14 protein-coding genes are annotated in these 16,902 nt (G+C 60.9%); 6 read left to right on the top strand and 8 right to left on the bottom strand.

The genetic code is table 11. The features are described from left to right. Positions 1-25: 25 nt before the first annotated feature. Complete coding sequence (locus AN936_RS02005) at positions 26-763, bottom strand: SDR family NAD(P)-dependent oxidoreductase (RefSeq protein WP_054590045.1); 738 nt, start codon at positions 761-763, stop codon at positions 26-28. A gap of 12 nt (positions 764-775) precedes the next feature. Further along, positions 776-1,801 (bottom strand): phosphotransferase family protein, encoded by a 1,026-nt coding sequence (locus tag AN936_RS02000; RefSeq protein ID WP_232014778.1) that lies wholly within the window; start codon positions 1,799-1,801, stop codon positions 776-778. A 112-nt stretch (positions 1,802-1,913) separates the two neighbouring features. Between AN936_RS02000 and AN936_RS01995 the strand changes: the two genes are divergently transcribed. Continuing rightward, a complete protein-coding gene (locus AN936_RS01995; RefSeq protein WP_054586680.1) occupies positions 1,914-2,762 on the top strand; it encodes an SDR family NAD(P)-dependent oxidoreductase in 849 nt (282 codons plus the stop codon). Positions 2,763-2,971: 209 nt separating this feature from the next. Next, positions 2,972-4,735 (top strand): N-acyl-D-amino-acid deacylase family protein, encoded by a 1,764-nt coding sequence (locus tag AN936_RS01990; protein ID WP_054586679.1) that lies wholly within the window; start codon positions 2,972-2,974, stop codon positions 4,733-4,735. Between the two features lie 97 nt (positions 4,736-4,832). On the opposite strand, the gene AN936_RS01985 is transcribed toward AN936_RS01990, so the two are convergent. From AN936_RS01985 to AN936_RS01965, 5 genes are all read right to left on the bottom strand, one after another. Continuing rightward, positions 4,833-5,294, bottom strand: a complete 462-nt coding sequence (locus AN936_RS01985) for an Lrp/AsnC family transcriptional regulator (protein ID WP_158500033.1) — start codon at positions 5,292-5,294, stop codon at positions 4,833-4,835. Then, complete coding sequence (locus AN936_RS01980; protein ID WP_054586677.1) at positions 5,294-5,761, bottom strand: Lrp/AsnC family transcriptional regulator; 468 nt, start codon at positions 5,759-5,761, stop codon at positions 5,294-5,296. Before AN936_RS01980 ends, AN936_RS01985 begins: the two co-directional genes overlap by 1 nt. A gap of 135 nt (positions 5,762-5,896) precedes the next feature. Beyond that, positions 5,897-6,976, bottom strand: coding sequence for a phosphotransferase family protein (locus AN936_RS01975; protein WP_054586676.1), 1,080 nt, complete (start codon positions 6,974-6,976; stop codon positions 5,897-5,899). Between the two features lie 8 nt (positions 6,977-6,984). Beyond that, positions 6,985-9,438, bottom strand: coding sequence for a TonB-dependent receptor (locus tag AN936_RS01970; RefSeq protein ID WP_054586675.1), 2,454 nt, complete (start codon positions 9,436-9,438; stop codon positions 6,985-6,987). Positions 9,439-9,878: 440 nt separating this feature from the next. Continuing rightward, the gene (locus tag AN936_RS01965; RefSeq protein ID WP_082639779.1) at positions 9,879-10,535 is read right to left on the bottom strand and encodes a TetR family transcriptional regulator; all 657 of its coding nucleotides are present in this window, start codon (positions 10,533-10,535) and stop codon (positions 9,879-9,881) included. 437 nt (positions 10,536-10,972) lie between these two features. Between AN936_RS01965 and AN936_RS01960 the strand changes: the two genes are divergently transcribed. Further along, a complete protein-coding gene (locus AN936_RS01960) occupies positions 10,973-11,980 on the top strand; it encodes a DUF7064 domain-containing protein (protein ID WP_058801215.1) in 1,008 nt (335 codons plus the stop codon). A 122-nt stretch (positions 11,981-12,102) separates the two neighbouring features. Here the strand turns inward: AN936_RS01960 and AN936_RS01955 are convergent, their stop codons facing one another. Next, entirely contained in the window at positions 12,103-13,239 is a 1,137-nt protein-coding gene (locus AN936_RS01955; protein WP_054586672.1) for a phosphotransferase family protein, read from the bottom strand. Between the two features lie 384 nt (positions 13,240-13,623). Here AN936_RS01955 and AN936_RS24970 point away from each other — a divergent pair, with 384 nt between their 5' ends. Genes AN936_RS24970 through AN936_RS01940 form a run of 3 tightly spaced genes read left to right on the top strand, consistent with a single transcriptional unit; the run spans position 13,624 to position 16,799 of the window. Then, a complete protein-coding gene (locus tag AN936_RS24970; RefSeq protein ID WP_054586671.1) occupies positions 13,624-14,631 on the top strand; it encodes a DUF7065 domain-containing protein in 1,008 nt (335 codons plus the stop codon). Continuing rightward, the gene (locus AN936_RS01945; protein WP_054586670.1) at positions 14,628-15,758 is read left to right on the top strand and encodes a phosphotransferase family protein; all 1,131 of its coding nucleotides are present in this window, start codon (positions 14,628-14,630) and stop codon (positions 15,756-15,758) included. Before AN936_RS24970 ends, AN936_RS01945 begins: the two co-directional genes overlap by 4 nt. Before the next feature lie 39 nt (positions 15,759-15,797). Then, the gene (locus AN936_RS01940; RefSeq protein WP_054586669.1) at positions 15,798-16,799 is read left to right on the top strand and encodes a DUF7064 domain-containing protein; all 1,002 of its coding nucleotides are present in this window, start codon (positions 15,798-15,800) and stop codon (positions 16,797-16,799) included. Positions 16,800-16,902 lie beyond the last annotated feature (103 nt).

Below are 16,902 nucleotides of genomic sequence, written 5' to 3'. Positions count from 1 at the left end.
GTGTATCTCCTGTCAGAATGGCAAATCAGAGCGTCAGGCCACCATCGACGACCAGCGTGTGGCCGGTGACGTAGGAAGCGAGCGGGGATGCGAGGAATATGGCGGCACCCGCCATATCGGCGGGCGTCCCCATGCGTCGCTGCGCGATCGTGGCGAGCGCGCCGTCGAGACGAGCGGAATTCTGGGTCGTGATCCGTGTCAATTTGGTATCGACGAGCCCCGGAGCGAGACCATTCACCCGAATCCCGTCACCGGCAAAAGCCTGGCCCAGCGTTTTGGTCAGACTGATCGCGGCCGCTTTGGACGCGGCATAAGCCGGGTTTCCGATATTGCCGCGCAAGCCGGACGTCGAGCTCACGATAATAATCGACCCGCCGGACGCCGAAAGCAGTGGCCGGAACTTGCGCGCGCAATGCATCAGGCTGTCGATATTGACCGCCATGACACGATCCCACCCTTCGCGCTCGAACTCCTGGCGCCGATATAATACGGTTCCCTGCGACAAAATGAGGGAGTCCAGCGTGTCGAAGGGAATCTCCGCCGTCTCGATAGCCTCGGGCGTCCCGACATCGACGCAATGATAGCCCAGTCCTTCAAGGTCGGACCCTTCATCGGCGCTGTAGTCGGACGCAGAGGCGCGCGTCCCCCAGATATGAACATTGGCGCCGCGGGCGCGAAACCCTTGGGCTATGCCGTTGCCGATCCCGCTCGATCCGCCGACGACGAGAATATTGCGTCCGCTAAAATCGGTATCGTCGATCATCATCTTTCCTTTTCAACGAATGATGCTGAGGGCGCGCTCGAACAGAGCGAGCGTGTGCGCGTGAAGCCGTTCGCCGGTTTCTCGCGGCGCCTTTCCGGCACAGGCCCGCGCAAAGCTCCCTTCCAGAATGATGCCCAACTTGTAGCAGGCGAGCACGATGTACCAGTCGAGAGCCGCGAGATCCCGGCCGCTTGACGCTGCGTAATGCGCCGCGAGGTCGGCAGGAGATGCAAGATCGGTGAGCTGATTTGCCATGGCGTCCGTGGCGAAGGATGAGCCATCGGTCGGCCATGTCGCGATCAGCCAGCCGAGGTCGAGCAGGGGGTCGCCAATCGTGCTCAATTCCCAATCAACGAGGGCTGCGAGTTCCCCGCTGTCCGGCCGGATCATCACATTTGCAAGATGCGCATCTCCGTGGATGATCCCCGGTTGAAATGCGCTTGGGCGATGGCGATCGAGCCAGGCCGCCACCGCGTCCACCCCCGGGATGGCGCCAGGCCCCGGCCACCCGGCTAGATCGGCATAGCTTTCAAGCTGGCGGCGCCAACGCCCCACCTGGCGTTCCAGGAAATTCTCGGGCTTTCCAAAATCCGCGAGGCCGACCGCCCGATAATCGAGCGCGCCGAGTGCGGCGATCGCCTCGACCACGGCGAGGCCCATGCGGCGGCGCAGCAGCGGCTCGCGAGCGTGCAAGGCGGGGAGCCCGGACATCGGGTTGAAGCCATCGACCGGCTGCATGAGATAGAAAGCAGCGCCAAGGATCGTCTCGTCGCTAGATCCGGCGATGAAGCCAGGGTGAGGAACATCGCTACCGCGCAGTGCCTCGAGGACGCGCATTTCGCGGCGCATCGTCTCATTGGATCCCGCGCGCAGGACCGGCGGCGGCCGGCGGAGAACAAATTCGGACGGCCCGCGATGGAAGCGGAGGAGAATATTCTGGGTTCCGCCAGCCAGAAGCCGGACGCCGGAAATCGAGCCACTTCCAAGGCTCCGGGCTTCCATCCAGCGATCAAGCGAAACAAGATCGACACCCTCCACCGCGCCCTCCGATATTTAATTAATTGCTTGTATAATCGCATTTGACGGCCGCGCATGTCAATGCCAATCCGGAGGCGCGAATGGCGGCGAAGCACGGAAGCGCGCGCGCAATTTGCGCGACGCCGTCGATTGGCTCGATGGCGCTTCTCAGTTTTCGATCATGGAGGTGATGGTGAATTCGATCGAATTGGAGGGCCGCGTTGCGATCGTGACGGGCGCGGGAAGCGGGATAGGCCTTGCCGTGGAAAAGCAATTGCTTGCCGCCGGCGCCGAGGTACTTGCGACCGATATCGATGCCTCTCGCCTTGAGTGGTGCGATGGCACCAAGGGAACGCACGCCTGCCGGCATGACGTGACAAGCGAAGCCGATTGGGAGACGGCGATCGGCTTCGCCGAAAAGCTCGGCCGGCTCGACATTCTCGTGAACAACGCCGGCATCATGCTCGACACGCCTTTTGCGACCGCTCCTCTCGACGATCTGAGAAGGCAATATCGGATCAATGTCGAGGGTCCGTTCATGGGGATGCAGATGGCACTGCCGCTTTTGTCGATGCGTCGTCAGGCGGACGGCACGTCAACCGCCGCCATCGTCAATATCTCATCAATCTATGGGACGGTGGCAGGGGACCGTTATGCCGCTTATAGCGCGAGCAAGGGCGCAATCCGTATGTTGAGCAAGGCTGTCGCGGTCGAACTGGCCGAGCGTGCCGTAAGAGTGAATACAGTGTTGCCGGGTCCGACGGCAACCAGGCTCGGCGCCCATCACGAGAGACCTACCGCCGCGAACGGCGAACCAGCGTGGGTGGAGCAGGTTGTTGCCGCATGGAACAGCAAGATTCCCGTGGGCCGGATGGGCAATGTCGATGACATCGCGCCGTTGGTCGCGTTCTTGGCAAGCGACGGCGCACGCTACATCACGGGTTCCGAGTTCATCGTCGATGGTGGCTACACCGCGGTTTGAGCATCCCGTCGGCGCATCGGCCTGCCCCTTTCGCGCAAAGGGAGGGTCGAAACGCCATCAAGACAGTCCAGACCGGCCATGACATCATTTCCCATTATATTTGACTCAATGGTGGATCGCATAATATAGATACTTGCATCATTTTTGTCGAATTTGAGAACCAAATGCCGACCATAATGTCGAGCAACACAGAGAGATGGGAGAATGGGATGCCTAAGTTTGACACGCTCATCAAAGGTGGCACGATCGTCGATGGCACGGGCTCGCCGCGGTTCGTGGGCGATATCGGAATCAAAGACGGGATCATAACGGACATTGGCGCCGGGATCAGCGGCGACGCGAGCGATGTCATCGACGGCACCGGGAAGATCGTCGCGCCGGGGGTGATCGACGCCCATACGCATTATGACGCTCAACTGCACTGGGATCCCTATGCCACAAACTCTGGCTGGCATGGCACCACGACAATCGGCGTGGGGAATTGCGGTTTTGGCTTTGCCCCCTGCCATCCGCAGGACCGGGAGCGCTACATGCAGATGATGGAGACCACCGAACAGGTTCCCGTAAATGCGATGCGGACAGCGCTCGGCTGGGACTGGGTCAGCTTCCCCGAATGGATCGAGCATCTCAAGCGGGTGCCCAAGGGGGTCAACGTCGCCAGCTATGTTCCCCTCAATCCGCTCCTAATCTATGTGATGGGCCTCGAAGCAGCGAAAAGCCGTCCGGCAACTGCGGAAGAGCGGGAGCGCATGAAGCAGGAACTGCACGCCGCCATGGACGCGGGCGCAATCGGCTTCGGCTTTTCCTACCAGGGCGAGCATAACACCCACATCGACTGTGACGGCACCCCGATGCCGAGCGACACGATGAGCCGCGAGGACATTCTGGCGCTCGCGGAAGTGCTTCGCGAGCGCGGCGAAGGCTCGATCCAGGCCCTCGTCGATACCCCGGGTGCGCGCTTCGGTGAGATCGCGCTAGAGGTTGCACGGGTGTCGGGCCGGCCCGTCCTCCACAATGTCGTCATCGTCAACGACTTTCTGCCCACTTATCATGAGGAAGTCCTCGCTCTGGTCGACAAGGCGCGGGAAGAGGGGCTGGAAATCTTCACCCAGACCCTGACCACGCGCGGCTGGAACGAATTCAAACCGATGGACTGGGATATCTGGAACATCATCCCCGAGTTCCGCGAATTCACCTTCGCGGGCGATCGCGCGGCAAAAGTCGCAAAAGCGGCGGACGAGGATTATCGCACGCGCTTGCGCAACGTGTACAGGCCTGAACTGCTCGCACCGGCCGGCGGACCGCTCGAGCATTATGTCCTGAACGACGCTTGCGGCGTCGCCCCATGGAACCAGTATGAAGGCAAGTCGGTCGGCGAAATCGCGGCCGCCGTTGGCAATCGGCCCACGATCGACGTGTTTATGGATATCGTGGTCGATACCAATGCCGACAGCGATTTCCTCGTGGCCGAAGGCATGAGCTTTGACGACGAGAAAGTCGCACAGGTTCTCAAACATCCGTTCACCATTCCGGGAACCTCGGACGGCGGAGCGCATGTGAAATTCTGGGCTGGCGGTCAATATTCGACGGACGCGATCATCTGGATGGTTCGCGAGACCGGGCTGATGACGCTTGAGGAAATGCACTACAAGCTCAGCGCGGTTCCGGCAGAAGTGCTCGGACTCCACAACCGGGGCACGCTGGCAGCGGGGCAAGCGGCCGATCTTTTCATCTACGACTATGAGGCGCTCGACTATCCGCGGCTCAAATATGAGATCGCCCATGATCTTCCCGATGGCGACTGGCGGCGCGTCTGCAAGCCCCAGGGCATCGAGCGGGTGATGGTGAATGGCGAGACGACCTTCGTCAATGGCACCGAGTGCACTGGTGCGACACCGGGCCGACTGGTCGGGTCGGGCGGTGCCGACATGGATGAGCAGCTGATGCATCCAATGGCGATCGCCGCAGAATGATAGTGAATCTCCGGAAGGGGGCGCAGGCCGTCCCCTTCCACAGGGTCGCTAGTGCGGAGCCCGTGAGCCCGAGTCCCGGCACCTCGGCCGGGTGGGGTCAGCGTTTTCTGGAGACCAGGGCGATATCGAGATTGTGCTTGGCGACCGAGACGATCTCGACCGTTTCTACCCGGTGTACGCCGGATCGCCGCCGTAAATGCATGTGAATAATATCTGCCACGGCCTGACGACTTTGCGCCGCCACGAGCAGAACGATATTGAAGCGTCCTGTCATCAAGGCAGCAAAACTCACTTCGTCGAAACTGGCCATCGCCTCGACCACGTCGCGCGCCGTTTCGGGAGATGTCTGAACCCGCACCAGAACAGCGGTGGTCATTCCCAACGCGGCTGAATCAGCCACCGCCGTGATCTTCGCAGCGCCCGAATCGGACAGCTTCTTCAGGCGTTTACGGACCGCAGTGTCCGAGATACCCAACAGGCGCGCCGCTTCGCGGTTACTGATGCGCGCATCTTCGGCGAGGAGGCCAATGATACGCTGGTCCAGATCATCGAGGCGCATCATTCGGATCCCAGCTTGCCAAAGCGGGGATCCAGTTTCACGATCTCCAGCGCCGTATTGACCTCGTAGGAGGCGATGCCTTCGATCTTCGCAATCTGCTCGTCGACGATCCGCTGGAGCGCAGCGCCATCGGGCGCATTTATATTGGCGAAGATGTCCGGGCTGCTCATCGCCACCGAAACACTGGTGCATGCATCGAGCTTGGCGAGGTCTTCAGCGACATTTTCGGGCGTGCGGCCTTCAACATTGAGATCGACCAAAGCGAACACCGAATAACCCAGAGCGCGCATATCGCGCTGCATCATGACGCGCAGGATATTGGCATCTTCGAGCGCCCGGATCCGGTTCGCCACAGTAGGTTCGGAAACGCCGAGTGTTTCCCCGATGTCCTTGTTCGTTCTGCTCGGATTTTCCTGAAGCGCGGCAATGATCGCCCGATTGAGATCGTCGAGGATGTCGCTGCTCATGGATATCGCCCGTTTCCAGTTAGCCCGCTCCGGCGGATGCCGGCCACGTCTCCGTATCGGTTGTCAGCGCAGCACGCCAGCCCGGAAGTTTGCTCGCAATTCCCGGAGCCGAGCACGGACTTGGGCGGCTCCGGCTTAACGGCCCTCCCCAACCGCCCAAATCGCTTCCATACCAGCGAGGAATTCATCGCGCAGACCATCGGGAAAATTGCGCGACATCGACAGTTGGACGACCAGAAGCGGCAGCGTCACCGCCCTGCGGAAAAACTCGAAATGCTCGACCCTGCGACCCGTCACGCTTTCATAATGGGCCACCCAGCTCGCGTCATCGGGAATCCTGGCGGCGACTTCGGGCGCCGACACAGCTCGATAATAGGAATTTGCCATACATTGCATGGCAATGTCGTAAGCCGGAGCAACGATACCCGCGAGTTCCCAGTCGATGATCGCGCGTACCTCGTCGCCTTCGAGCATGTAATTGCCGAGACTTGGATCGCCATGGATCAGCGCCAGGTCATCATGATGAATATCGGGCTGGTTCGCAAACAGCCAGGACCGCAACCGCTCGAGCCGCTCGCGATGCGGCGGCTGCACCCACTCGACGGTTTCCCAATACCAGTTGATATAGCGTTCGAAATGGGTCCGGCCCGCAGCCTGGCGAACGCAGGACGCGACCGCGCTGCCTTGCCAGTCGGCGCCATGCACGCTGCCCAGGGCCCGGAAAATCGATGCGATCCGCCGCTCGCGCACATCGGGCGCCGCGTCGCCGATCAGCCCGGCGCTGAAGGGCGACGCGTGCGCGACATCGCCTTCGACCTTCTCCATGATGAAGCCCGGCAGCCCGAGCACGGCGCCGTCGGGATCGATCCAGCGCGCGCGCGGAACCGCAAGCCCGGCATCGGCCAGACGCGCCTGCAGTTCATATTGCTGCCTGATGCCATAGTCGAAGAATATGCGGCCCTCGTTGCGGAGCGGCGCATAGCGCAACACGAGCGGCTCGACCTTGCCCTCCAATATTGCATCGAACACGACAACGCCGCTCGACGCGCCCGCATTGGCGCCGCCACCGCGAACATTGGCGATTTCCACCGGCCCCGCGATGTCCGGCTGCTGTGCCAGGAAGCGGGCAATGTCCGCCGGGTCTATATCGGTAAAGTCCGGCTTGGTCGCCCGCATCACGCTCGCGATAACGTCCGGTTTCGGTGTCTCCGCCATCGCGCGCCTCAGTTCGCGCCGAGCTTCATCGACAGGCGGATGCCATAGGTCCGTGGCGGCGAGAATTGTCCGGAAACATAGGCCCCCGTTGCCGCTGCGACGCGGCTGTAGGCATAAAGCTTGTTCGTGATATTCTCGGCGAACAATTGCGCCTGGAACCGATCGCCCGGCGACGACCAGCTCAGGCGGGCATTCAAGATCCAATAAGGCGCTTCGCGGGTTTGCGATTGGAAGGGCGCCTCCCCATTGAACACATCATGGAAGATTTGGCTGGTGTAGGCCGCTTCGCCCCGGAGGGTGAAGGCGCCGGCGTTCGCGGTCTCTATCCGCTGCTGCGCTCCGAAGTTGAGCTTCCATTCGGGGGCCCGGATAAGGCGGTTCCCTTTGATGTCGAGCGTCGCAAGGCCGAGCGGGTCCTGGAGAAGCTGGCTGCCATATTCGCTGTGGATCCACGAACCGGACCCATCGAGCGAGAATCCGGCAAGGCCGCGCGGCGCGAGCATATACTCGGCCTCGATGCCGTAAAGCGTCGCATCGGCGGCATTCCTGATCGTCGAGGAATTGTTGAGATAGGTCGTGAACTGGATGTCGCTGAAATCATAATAGAAGCCCGCCAAATTGACGCGCAGCTGATTGTCGGCGAGCGTCGACTTGAGCCCGGCTTCGTAGGACCAGAGGATTTCGGGGTTGAAACTCCCCGTGCATTCCGCCGGATTGAACCCCCCGGCCTTGTAGCCCCGCGACACCTTTCCGTAGAGCATCGCGCGATCCGAGAGGTCGAAATCCACCCCGGCCGTTCCGGTCCACGCGGTCCAGCTCTTCTTCGACTGGGTTTCGCACAAGGCCGCAGTCGGTACGAAGTTGGAGTGGAGCCGCCGGAAGACGTCCTTTTCATCGCGCGTGTAGCGAAGGCCCGCGGTCACCCGCAACCGATCCGCGATCCGGTAGGTGACTTGACCGAAGCCCGCCAGCGAGGAGCTTTTCTGCTCGGCACCGAAGCCCAGAAAGGCGACGGGCGTCGGTTGCCCGCCATAAAGGGTATTGCCGAGCAGCGGATCGGACCCGAGGAGGAGGAGATTGGGGATGAGAGGCTGCGACAGGTCGAAGACCGGTGGCGGTGCCGCGGTGCCCAGGCTGGCGGAGGCAATGATGAGATCGCCGAGCGAGGGCAGATAGATGTCCGCTTTCAGACTTGCGCGGTCGTGCAGGTAAAAGACTCCTGCGAGCCAGTCCAGCCGGTCGTCGAACGCCTTCCCCGAGATATTCACTTCCTGCGTGAACTGCTTCGAGGTTTGCTGGATCGGATCCTCGTAGAGAATGGCCGCACTGCTGCCGTCATTGTCGGTCTGGATGAACAATTTGCTGAACCGATAAGCCGTGATCGACTTCAGCGATACATTCCCGATGTCCCAGTCGAGTGTCGCACTGGCCCCGCGAAGATTGACTTCGGTCCGCGACGGAAAGTCATTGGCAATGCGGGTCGATTTGGTGGGATCGCCTCCACGCAGCCCGGGCTCCGAGAGGCCAAACAGGTCGGAGATGCTTCGATTCCCCAGCAGCGCGAGGTCCGAGGGCGACAGGAGGCCGGGAATTCCGGCGAGCGCGGTTCCCGGAAGGGAGAAAATTCCGGTCGGCGTTTCGGGTGAGATGCTCGACGGCGTCGGGAGCGCATCGATGAACTGCTGTACCGCGGACGTAACCTGCCGTGACATGTCGCCGCGCAAGGTCAGCTTGATGTCGCTCGACGGCTCGATAAGCAGCGCAGCCTGGCCGCTCAGATGGTCGTTGGCATCGTACCGCTTGCCGTCGAAGACATTGAAGCGGTAGCCGTCTCTCCGGTCATATTTCACCGAGACCCGTGCTGCCACCTTGTCCGGCACGATCGCACCGGTTGCCCCGGCTTCCACCGCGACGCGATCGTAATTTCCATAAGTGAAGGCAAGATTGGCAGCCGTGTCGTAGGACGGCGGCTTGGTGATGTAATTGATCGTCCCGCCGGTCGAATTGCGACCGTACAGGGTACCTTGCGGGCCACGCAGAACTTCGATGCGCTCGAGGTCGAAGCTGGGGACGCTCTGGGCAAAGAGCTGACCCATGTAGACGCCGTCCTGGAACGTCGCGACCGTCGGCTCGCCGGCCGTAACCGTCAGGTCGGAGCCGATGCCGCGCATCGAAAGTTGCGAGTAGCCGGTAAGCTGGGCGAACACCAGCGACGGAACATTGTACTGCAACTGCTGAACGCCGTTGATCTGCTGCTGCTCCAGCGTCTCGGATGTGAAGGCGCTGACCGCAACGGGCGTGCGCTGGAGCGACTCGCTTCGCTTCTGGGCCGTGACGATGATTTCGCCCAGCTGCGACGGTTCGTCGGCCGCAGGCGCTTCGGGCGCCGTTTGGGCCCGCGCTGCCCCAGCCCATGCCAACACGCCGATCGACGCACAAAGTGCCAGTGCCTTGCTCCGCATTCCAATTCCCTCCAGGAAGCCGTCTCGCGGCTCGCCGTCGGCAGCGCTGCTGCCGCGTCGATGGAGCCTGAGACGCGATGATGAGGGGATGAGGCCATCCGCGATAGCGCGCGCCGATCGATGCATCTGCCCATCCGGTCTCTTGCCGTAGCGCATTGTCAGCCTCCTCCCATTGACCGCCGGAGATTGCCTCCGTGCATTCGCGACCCCGAAGGTTCGCGAGCTTCATAGTGGTGGCATCATTAGGATTAATGTCAACGCAAAATATATATACGATCGTCCATATAGTTATAATTCGACCTTAGAGCGCCATCAGGGGTTGGGGCAAGCTTCTCCCGCGGCGCGTTCCTGCGCCTTGCTGTTCCGGGCATGGCAAAAGGAGACGTACGGCACGGCCGACGCCTTCGATATCGATCGGGCCAGTGCTGACCGGCAGTCGGCTAAGTTGCGGGACGCAGGCTCTTCACCACGGCGTTGGCGAGATAATTCGAATATCCTTGCTTCATGGGCTCGTCGATCGCGCCGATGCCGAAGATATGCTGCATTTGATAACGGCCATGGAAGAATTGATCGCAGGCACCGACGATGTGAAAATAAAGATGAAGCGGATCGACCTTTGCGAAAACTCCCGAGGCCTGCCCTTCGGCGAGGATGTTCCGGAGAATCGTTGCCGCCCGCTTGCTGAACTCCTCCGCGATCAGCGGACCGTAGGTTTCGGGCTCTTCGGTGACGAGTTGGTGGGTCAGCGGGTTGATGAACGGGTAAGTGAAATAGCTGTCGATCATCCCGCGAACGAAGCCCGACAGCTTCTCTTCAGGCGACAATTGTCGCTGCGAGAAGGCATCGAGCTTTGATATGTCGCCGCCCAGAACCGAGCGAAGCAACTCCATCATCAGCCCCGCCTTGTTGCCGAAATAGTAGCTGATCAGAGCAGAATTGAGATCGGCCCGCCGTGCAATATCGGCGAGCGAAACATCAATTGATCCTCGCTCAACCATGAGATTGGCCGTTGCCTCAACCAGCCGATCGCGCGGCGGGGTTTCCGGCTCGGCTGTCTTGGCCCGTCGGCCTCTTGGTTTCATCGCAGGCGCCCTCATCGATCTCCCCAGCGCTTCCTGAATTCGGTCCTGTCGTGCCGACAGGACTCAAGCATACCAGCCGCACCGGCTTTAACAATGGCATAGCGACCGCCTGGGCCGCGCGGCGATGCCAGTATTGCACTTGGAGACCGCGGCGCAGTCTCGCAGGTAGACCAGGCTCGAAAATGGCTTGAGGCGATAAAAACATCTCATGCTCTGTATCAGCGGTTCCCCGAGCCGCTCCGTCCTCGCTTTGCGCCACATCGCAAGATTGCCCACCTGGAGCCCTTGGCGCGCGGAATGACCGCACCGCCGAGATGCAAACTTGTCATCGTTTAATTAATCGAGTAATTTTAGGCTCGGACCGCGGCCGGCTCGATCCTGCGAAGATCGGGTTTTGATCCCGAATCCTGAGGCCTCGAGATGTTGAAGGTAAAAAAATAGTGGAGAGACCGATGAGCCTGTATTCTGCGATTGATTTGCCCCATCACCCTGGAAATCATCCGTTCTGGCAGGAATCCTGGGTATTGGTGTTTCGTGATCCGGACACTGGCCTCGTCGGCTTCCTGCGCACGGGATCCTATGTGAATCAGAAGACCACGCAGACGCATTGGGGGATGGCATTCCCCGACGGAACCCGCTTCCGTCGCCACCTGCTCGACCGTCCTCTGGAGGCAGGCGATCGAACCGATGTCATGGCCAGTTCCGGAACGATGCGATTCACGATTCCCGATATGGAATATTGTCGCTTCGAGGCGTTCGACGACGATGCGGAAGCGGACCTGCGCATCTATGATTGGTATCCTTCGCAGGAATGGGAGGTGGTCGGAGGACCGGGTCATGGAACATTGACTTCGGGAGGCGACGATCATGGCCACCCGGAAAGCGCCGGCCGGGTGGAAGGCCGCGTCCGGATCGGCGACCGGGTGGTCACGATCGAGAATGGCATCGGCTACCGCGATCATGGCTACGGACCGCGCCCGCTACCGATGTTTCGCTCGGCGCGCTGGCATGCCGGCACGGTGGGCGAGAAGCTGAGCTACTCGCTGCTCACGATGCAGGCCGAGGATGGCGCCTTCGCCAAGATGGGCTATGTGATGCTCGATGGAAAGCGCGAGCCTATCCGGGATTTCCATACCGTCAATTGCACGCTGGGCGACGGCCTCTCGTCGATCGGCGGCTGGACTGTGGCGCAGCTCGAGAACGGCCAGACCCTTCGTATCGACGTCGAAGCTGTCGATGGCGTCGTGACTTCCACAGACCTCAACAATGGCGGTCCGAACTCTTCTCCGGCAGGGATCGAAGTTCTGTCTATCCCCAGGTGGCAAGGCCTGGAGGGCGTGTGCGATTTCAACATGATCGATAATGCCCATCGCGGCAATCAGGCGGTGTCGCACCTCTTTCTCGCCAACACGAACGACGGAATTTCCCAGCGGGGATTTGACCCCTCCTGGCTCCGCTAAAAAAGGCAGGCGACCGCGTATGTAACTGCTGCGGTCGCCGCAGCCGCAAGGACTCGCGATCTCGCGAGCGTCGCAGTGCGGAGAGGACGCTCGGGGTCGAGCGAACAAGTGGACCCTAAATTTCAGTCGATCGTGCCCGACGGCGGCAGCAAAATCTCCAGTCCGACCCTGGCGGCCAAATCCGCGGCGATCTTCGGCCCGCGTTCGATGACTGGCAACAACTGGCGCAATATGGGCTCCGGGAAATGCCGGAACGTCAGCACGTTGATGACCGCCAGCCGATAGGCCGTAAACAGCTCGAAATAGGGCATGTTGCGAAGCTTGCGCCCCGACAGTCGCTCATATTCTGCAATCCGCTGCTGATAACTCAGCGTCCCTTCCAGAGCCGGGACATCATTCTGGATGATCTGGTCGCCCATATGCGTGAAACAGACATCGCATTCGGGCGTCCCGAGAAAGCTCATCTCCCAATCGACCACGGCCGACACCGCAGTCCCGAGATAGAGATAATTGCCGAAGTTCGCGTCGCCATGACACAGGACCGTATCAATGTCGGCCGGCTCATTTGCGACGAGCCAATCCCGGAGCGGTCGCAGCGCTTCGAGATAGGGCTTGCAGTCGGCATATTCGAGCGAATCCCAATACCAATTTACCTCGCGCTCGATCGGACGCGCACCCGCCGCGCGCTTTTCCAGCCATTCGAGCCCGAGCGCCCGCCAGTCCAGCGCATGCACGCGCGCGAGCGCTTCGAGATAGCCCAGTTGCATCTCGCGCCGCGCTGCCGGCTCAGCGTCGGCGATGATGCCCGAAGTCATCCAGGTCATCGGCGCGCTCGCCCCCTCGACCATTCCCATCACATAGCCCGGGCGACCGAGAAGGTTGCCGTCCGGATCGAGCCAGATCTGTGGCGGAACCGGCACATCGGTGGCTTCAAGCGCGCGCTGCAGGTTGAACTGCGCGGTGACGTCATAGGCGTGGAACAGGCCGCGCGTCGGCATGAAACGCAAGACGAGACCCGACGAGCGCGGCTCGCCGTCTTCGGTCCAGCTTGCCTCGAACAGAAGAGTTCCGTTCGAACCACCCGCAGCTGTGCCGACTTCGCGCACGTTGGCGACTCGGACGTCCGAGACTCCCGCCTGCGCGCCGATAAACTGCATGAGCCGGTCGCCCCATTGATCGGGAGTGGTTTCGGCGAACCGCGCACCACGCTGATGCTTGACGATAGCTGCGCCAATCTGATCGACATCGAGTTCCGACATGACTCTCCCGTTTCTGTTCTGCCGCGCGGCCGGCTCTCGACCGCAGGTTGGCGCCCATCGCCCAGGCGGGATCCTCGGGCGATCATCCGCGGTGCTCGAACGATTGTGCCATGTTTCGTGACCGCAGACGACGCTCCCGCAACGAGGGCGAAGCACCATCGGGCCGATTGAGCAGCGAAAGTCAACGGATAATTAATTGAATACCTAAAAAATTCGTGGCGCGTGCCCGCTGCCCGTTCCTCCGCCGCAACGCACCGTTAAACCCGCCGCAGCAGCAGCCCTGTTGACGGCGGAAAGAAAATATAATTAGATGAGTAATTAATGAACGAACGATTTCCCGGGTTTCGAGGAATCGCGCGCAATGCGCAATGAAGGGACGAGGCCATGGAAATTTCGAAACTGTCACCGCTGCCGGATGATGTCGAGCTTCCGCACGATCCTGGGGAAGATCCGCAATGGCAGGAAAGCATTGTCCTTGGCTGGGCCGATCCCTCCCAGGAAATCGGCGGCTTCATCCGGATCGGCCATCAACCGAACCTCGGCCTTACCCGGTCCTGCTTTGGCGTGACCTCGCGTAACGGGCTCAACTATTCCCGCACAGCTGAAGGGCTTCCCCTTCGCGAAGCCGACCGGTCCGTCGACACGTTCCATGCCGATGGTTTCCAGTCCGCCACATTCGGCGTCCGCTCAAGCCGGTGGCGTGCCAGCGACGAGAATGTCGATCTCGATATCCAGGTCCGCGATGTGCACGCACCCTATGATTTCTGGGACCTCACTGGCATGCGGAACGAAACGAGCCGCGTGATGGCAGCCAATCATCTCCAGGCCGGCGGCACTTTTTCCGGGTCCGTTCGGATCGGCGACGAGCCCGAGCGCGCCATTTCGGGCTTTACCTATCGCGACCATAGCTGGGGCCCACGGCACATGGATAACCCCAATGCCGACATGTCTGCCGCCTGGTGGCTCGTGGGCTCGCTTGGTGAGGATTTTTCTTTTGGCTTCGGCGGCGGGCGTATGCGCTCCGGGCTCGAAAGTCTTTTCGGCTATATCGTAAAGGATGGCGAAGTGGACACCGCCGTGATCGAGGATGCGTCCGTGCTGATGGCATTTGACGGGCTATCCAATCGGGGCGGAACCGTCGTGGCCGTTTCGGAAAAATTTGGCCGGCTGACTTTCGAGGCCGAAGGATATGGCAATGTCTGGCTGGAACTTGGTCAGAAGCATTTCGAGATGGCGATGCCATGCACAATACGTTGCGGCAATCGCACGGGCGGTGGCCTCATCGACACGATCTTGAACCCACGCAATGGAACCGATCGTCCGACCTTCGTGGCGAGCGGCAGACTCGACAACGGTCTTTACCGCAGCCGGGCCGGGTTGAATCATCCATGAGCGGCTCGCAGACGATCGACCGCGAGGCGATGCGGAAAGGCCTTCGGGCCTGGCTGCGGCAGAAATTCGCCGAACTGGGCGACCTGACCTTGTCGCCCCTGCGTTTTCCCAGCGGCACGGGTAACTCCGCTGAAACGATGTTCGCTACCATGGCTTATGAAGCCGATGGCGAACATCGTGAACGCGCACTCGTCATCAGGCGACAACTCGCCGGGACGGACCTTTTCCTGGACGCCGATATCAGGCTGCCGCACCGGATGATGGAGGCGCTCGCGCTCCACCCCCATATTCCTGCCCCGCGCGCGCTCGGTGTCGAACCCGACCCGGCGCCGATCGGGAGCCCCTTCCTCGTGATGGAGGCGATCGAAGGACGGGTCGTTGACCAGGTGCCGAATTATAACGTCGAAGGGTGGCTCGCCGATTTGCCGATCGAACAGCGACGCGACATATGGCTGCGAGCGATCGGAACGCTGGCGCGGCTCCACCGGATCGACTGGCGGCAAGGCTTTTCCTTTCTGGACGACCGCCAGCGGGGCGAACCCGGCATCGATCAGTTCCTTGCCTGGACCAGAGACTGGTATATCTGGGCCAAAGCTGGTCGCCGGCTCGAAGTTGCCGACGCCGCCCTCGACTATCTCATGGCAAACAAGCCCCGGGACACCGATGTCAGCGTCCTTTGGGGCGATCCGACACCTGCCAATATGATGTTCGGACCCGACCTCAGCGTAGCAGCCCTGATCGACTTCGAAATGGCTTCCCTCGGTCCCGGCGAAGCAGATCTCGCATGGTGGCTCGAGGCCGAGGAAAATTTCTCGACGCTGTCGGGGGTAGCGCGGCTCGAGGGTCTGCCAAGCCGCGCCGAGATCATCGCCCATTACCAAGCCGAACGCGGTCGGCCGGTTGCCGATCTGGACTATTATTCGATGCTCGCCTGGTTCCGCATGAACATCGTGGGAATTCGCTTCTCGGATCGCCTCGTCGGCGAAGGGCGGATGCCAGCGGGGACGGACGTGCTGACAAACAATCCCGCGACGATGCTGATGGCGCGCAAACTCGGTATGCCGGACGCATCGCCGGGCGAAGGTTTCATGGCGATGGTCAATGGCATGGCCGGTGCGGGGGCGTGATCTTTAGTCATTACAAACAGAAAAGAAGGGATTGAGGTAATGGAAGCCGTGTTCTCGGATCATTGGGATTGCCCGCACCAGTTCAGCGACGAACCTAGCTGGCAGGAGAGCGATTGCTACTGGTTCTATGATGTCAAATTGGGCGTGGGAGGCTTCCATCGCATCGGCCAGAAGCCGAACAAGGGCACGGGCCAGCTGATGCTGTTCGTCTTCAAGACGGGCGGTGAACGCTTTGTCCTCAACAGCGCCCCGCGCAACGAGGTAAAATTAGGTGCGGACGCGCGCCAGTCCCGCAAGCAGGTCGTTGGCAGCCACACGGCCGAGGCTCTCGGCGACGGCAGGATGCGCTACACCTGGGACGAGCCTGAGTCTTCGGCTGATATCGAATTTTACGAGAGCTTCTATACACCGCGCAACTGGCCGTCGGGCAAGAATACAGAGCATTTCGAAGAAGCTACCAATTCCGATGGTCACCTCGAATGCGGCGGCCGCATTCGCGGGAAAGTCCGAATTGGCGACAATGAATATGAAATTGACGCTCTTGCCCATCGCGACCGGTCATGGGGGAAGCGCAGCGACAGCGCGCCCATGATGCATCGATATCGCATGTATACCGGCACCTGTGGTTCCGAACTCAGCTTCGCGGGCTTCTTTCTCGATTTCAACGAAACGACCCCGATGACAATGGGCTTCGTCGATCGCAACGGCAAGCAGGAGGCGATCACCAACCTGCGGGTTGCCGTGACCTTTGATTATGATGGCCTGACTCCGCTCGGGAGCATCGGCATCATGACGCTTGAGTCCGGCGAGCAGCTCAGGATCGAATCCAAGGTCGTTCAGGGGTTCCTCACACCTCTGCCGGCGATGGGCACATTCTCGCAGGACAATATCTCGACCTTTGAATATGGCGGGAAAACAGGGTTCGTCGATCTCGAAATGTGTACGAATCCTGGCCGGGGTTCATATATCCCGAACCAGGCGGACGTCAGTTTTCTTGCGATTGCCGAGGGGCTCAGCAAGGCCGAGGATTATATTATTTGAATCGACGTGGGTTGCCGGCGCCCGGAAAAGGCGCCGGCACGGCGACGCCCAGCCGGCAATCGCGTTTGAGAATGCGCGAAAGTGCCGGACCCGATGCTAATGA

The organism is Sphingopyxis macrogoltabida (genome assembly GCF_001307295.1).
GTDB classification, from domain to species: Bacteria; Pseudomonadota; Alphaproteobacteria; order Sphingomonadales; family Sphingomonadaceae; genus Sphingopyxis; species Sphingopyxis macrogoltabida_B.
The sequence above is the reverse complement of the archived record's forward strand: the minus strand, read 5'-3'. Positions and strand labels throughout refer to the sequence as shown.

Coding starts and splice junctions, on each gene's coding strand:
- AN936_RS01970 (WP_054586675.1), bottom strand. CDS start 9,438: ATGCGGAGCAAGGCACTGGCACTTTGTGCGTCGATCGGCGTGTTGGCA.
- AN936_RS01990 (WP_054586679.1), top strand. CDS start 2,972: ATGCCTAAGTTTGACACGCTCATCAAAGGTGGCACGATCGTCGATGGC.
- AN936_RS01975 (WP_054586676.1), bottom strand. CDS start 6,976: ATGGCGGAGACACCGAAACCGGACGTTATCGCGAGCGTGATGCGGGCG.
- AN936_RS01965 (WP_082639779.1), bottom strand. CDS start 10,535: ATGAGGGCGCCTGCGATGAAACCAAGAGGCCGACGGGCCAAGACAGCC.
- AN936_RS01940 (WP_054586669.1), top strand. CDS start 15,798: ATGGAAGCCGTGTTCTCGGATCATTGGGATTGCCCGCACCAGTTCAGC.
- AN936_RS24970 (WP_054586671.1), top strand. CDS start 13,624: ATGGAAATTTCGAAACTGTCACCGCTGCCGGATGATGTCGAGCTTCCG.
- AN936_RS01980 (WP_054586677.1), bottom strand. CDS start 5,761: ATGAGCAGCGACATCCTCGACGATCTCAATCGGGCGATCATTGCCGCG.
- AN936_RS01945 (WP_054586670.1), top strand. CDS start 14,628: ATGAGCGGCTCGCAGACGATCGACCGCGAGGCGATGCGGAAAGGCCTT.
- AN936_RS01955 (WP_054586672.1), bottom strand. CDS start 13,239: ATGTCGGAACTCGATGTCGATCAGATTGGCGCAGCTATCGTCAAGCAT.
- AN936_RS01960 (WP_058801215.1), top strand. CDS start 10,973: ATGAGCCTGTATTCTGCGATTGATTTGCCCCATCACCCTGGAAATCAT.
- AN936_RS02005 (WP_054590045.1), bottom strand. CDS start 763: ATGATCGACGATACCGATTTTAGCGGACGCAATATTCTCGTCGTCGGC.
- AN936_RS01985 (WP_158500033.1), bottom strand. CDS start 5,294: ATGCGCCTCGATGATCTGGACCAGCGTATCATTGGCCTCCTCGCCGAA.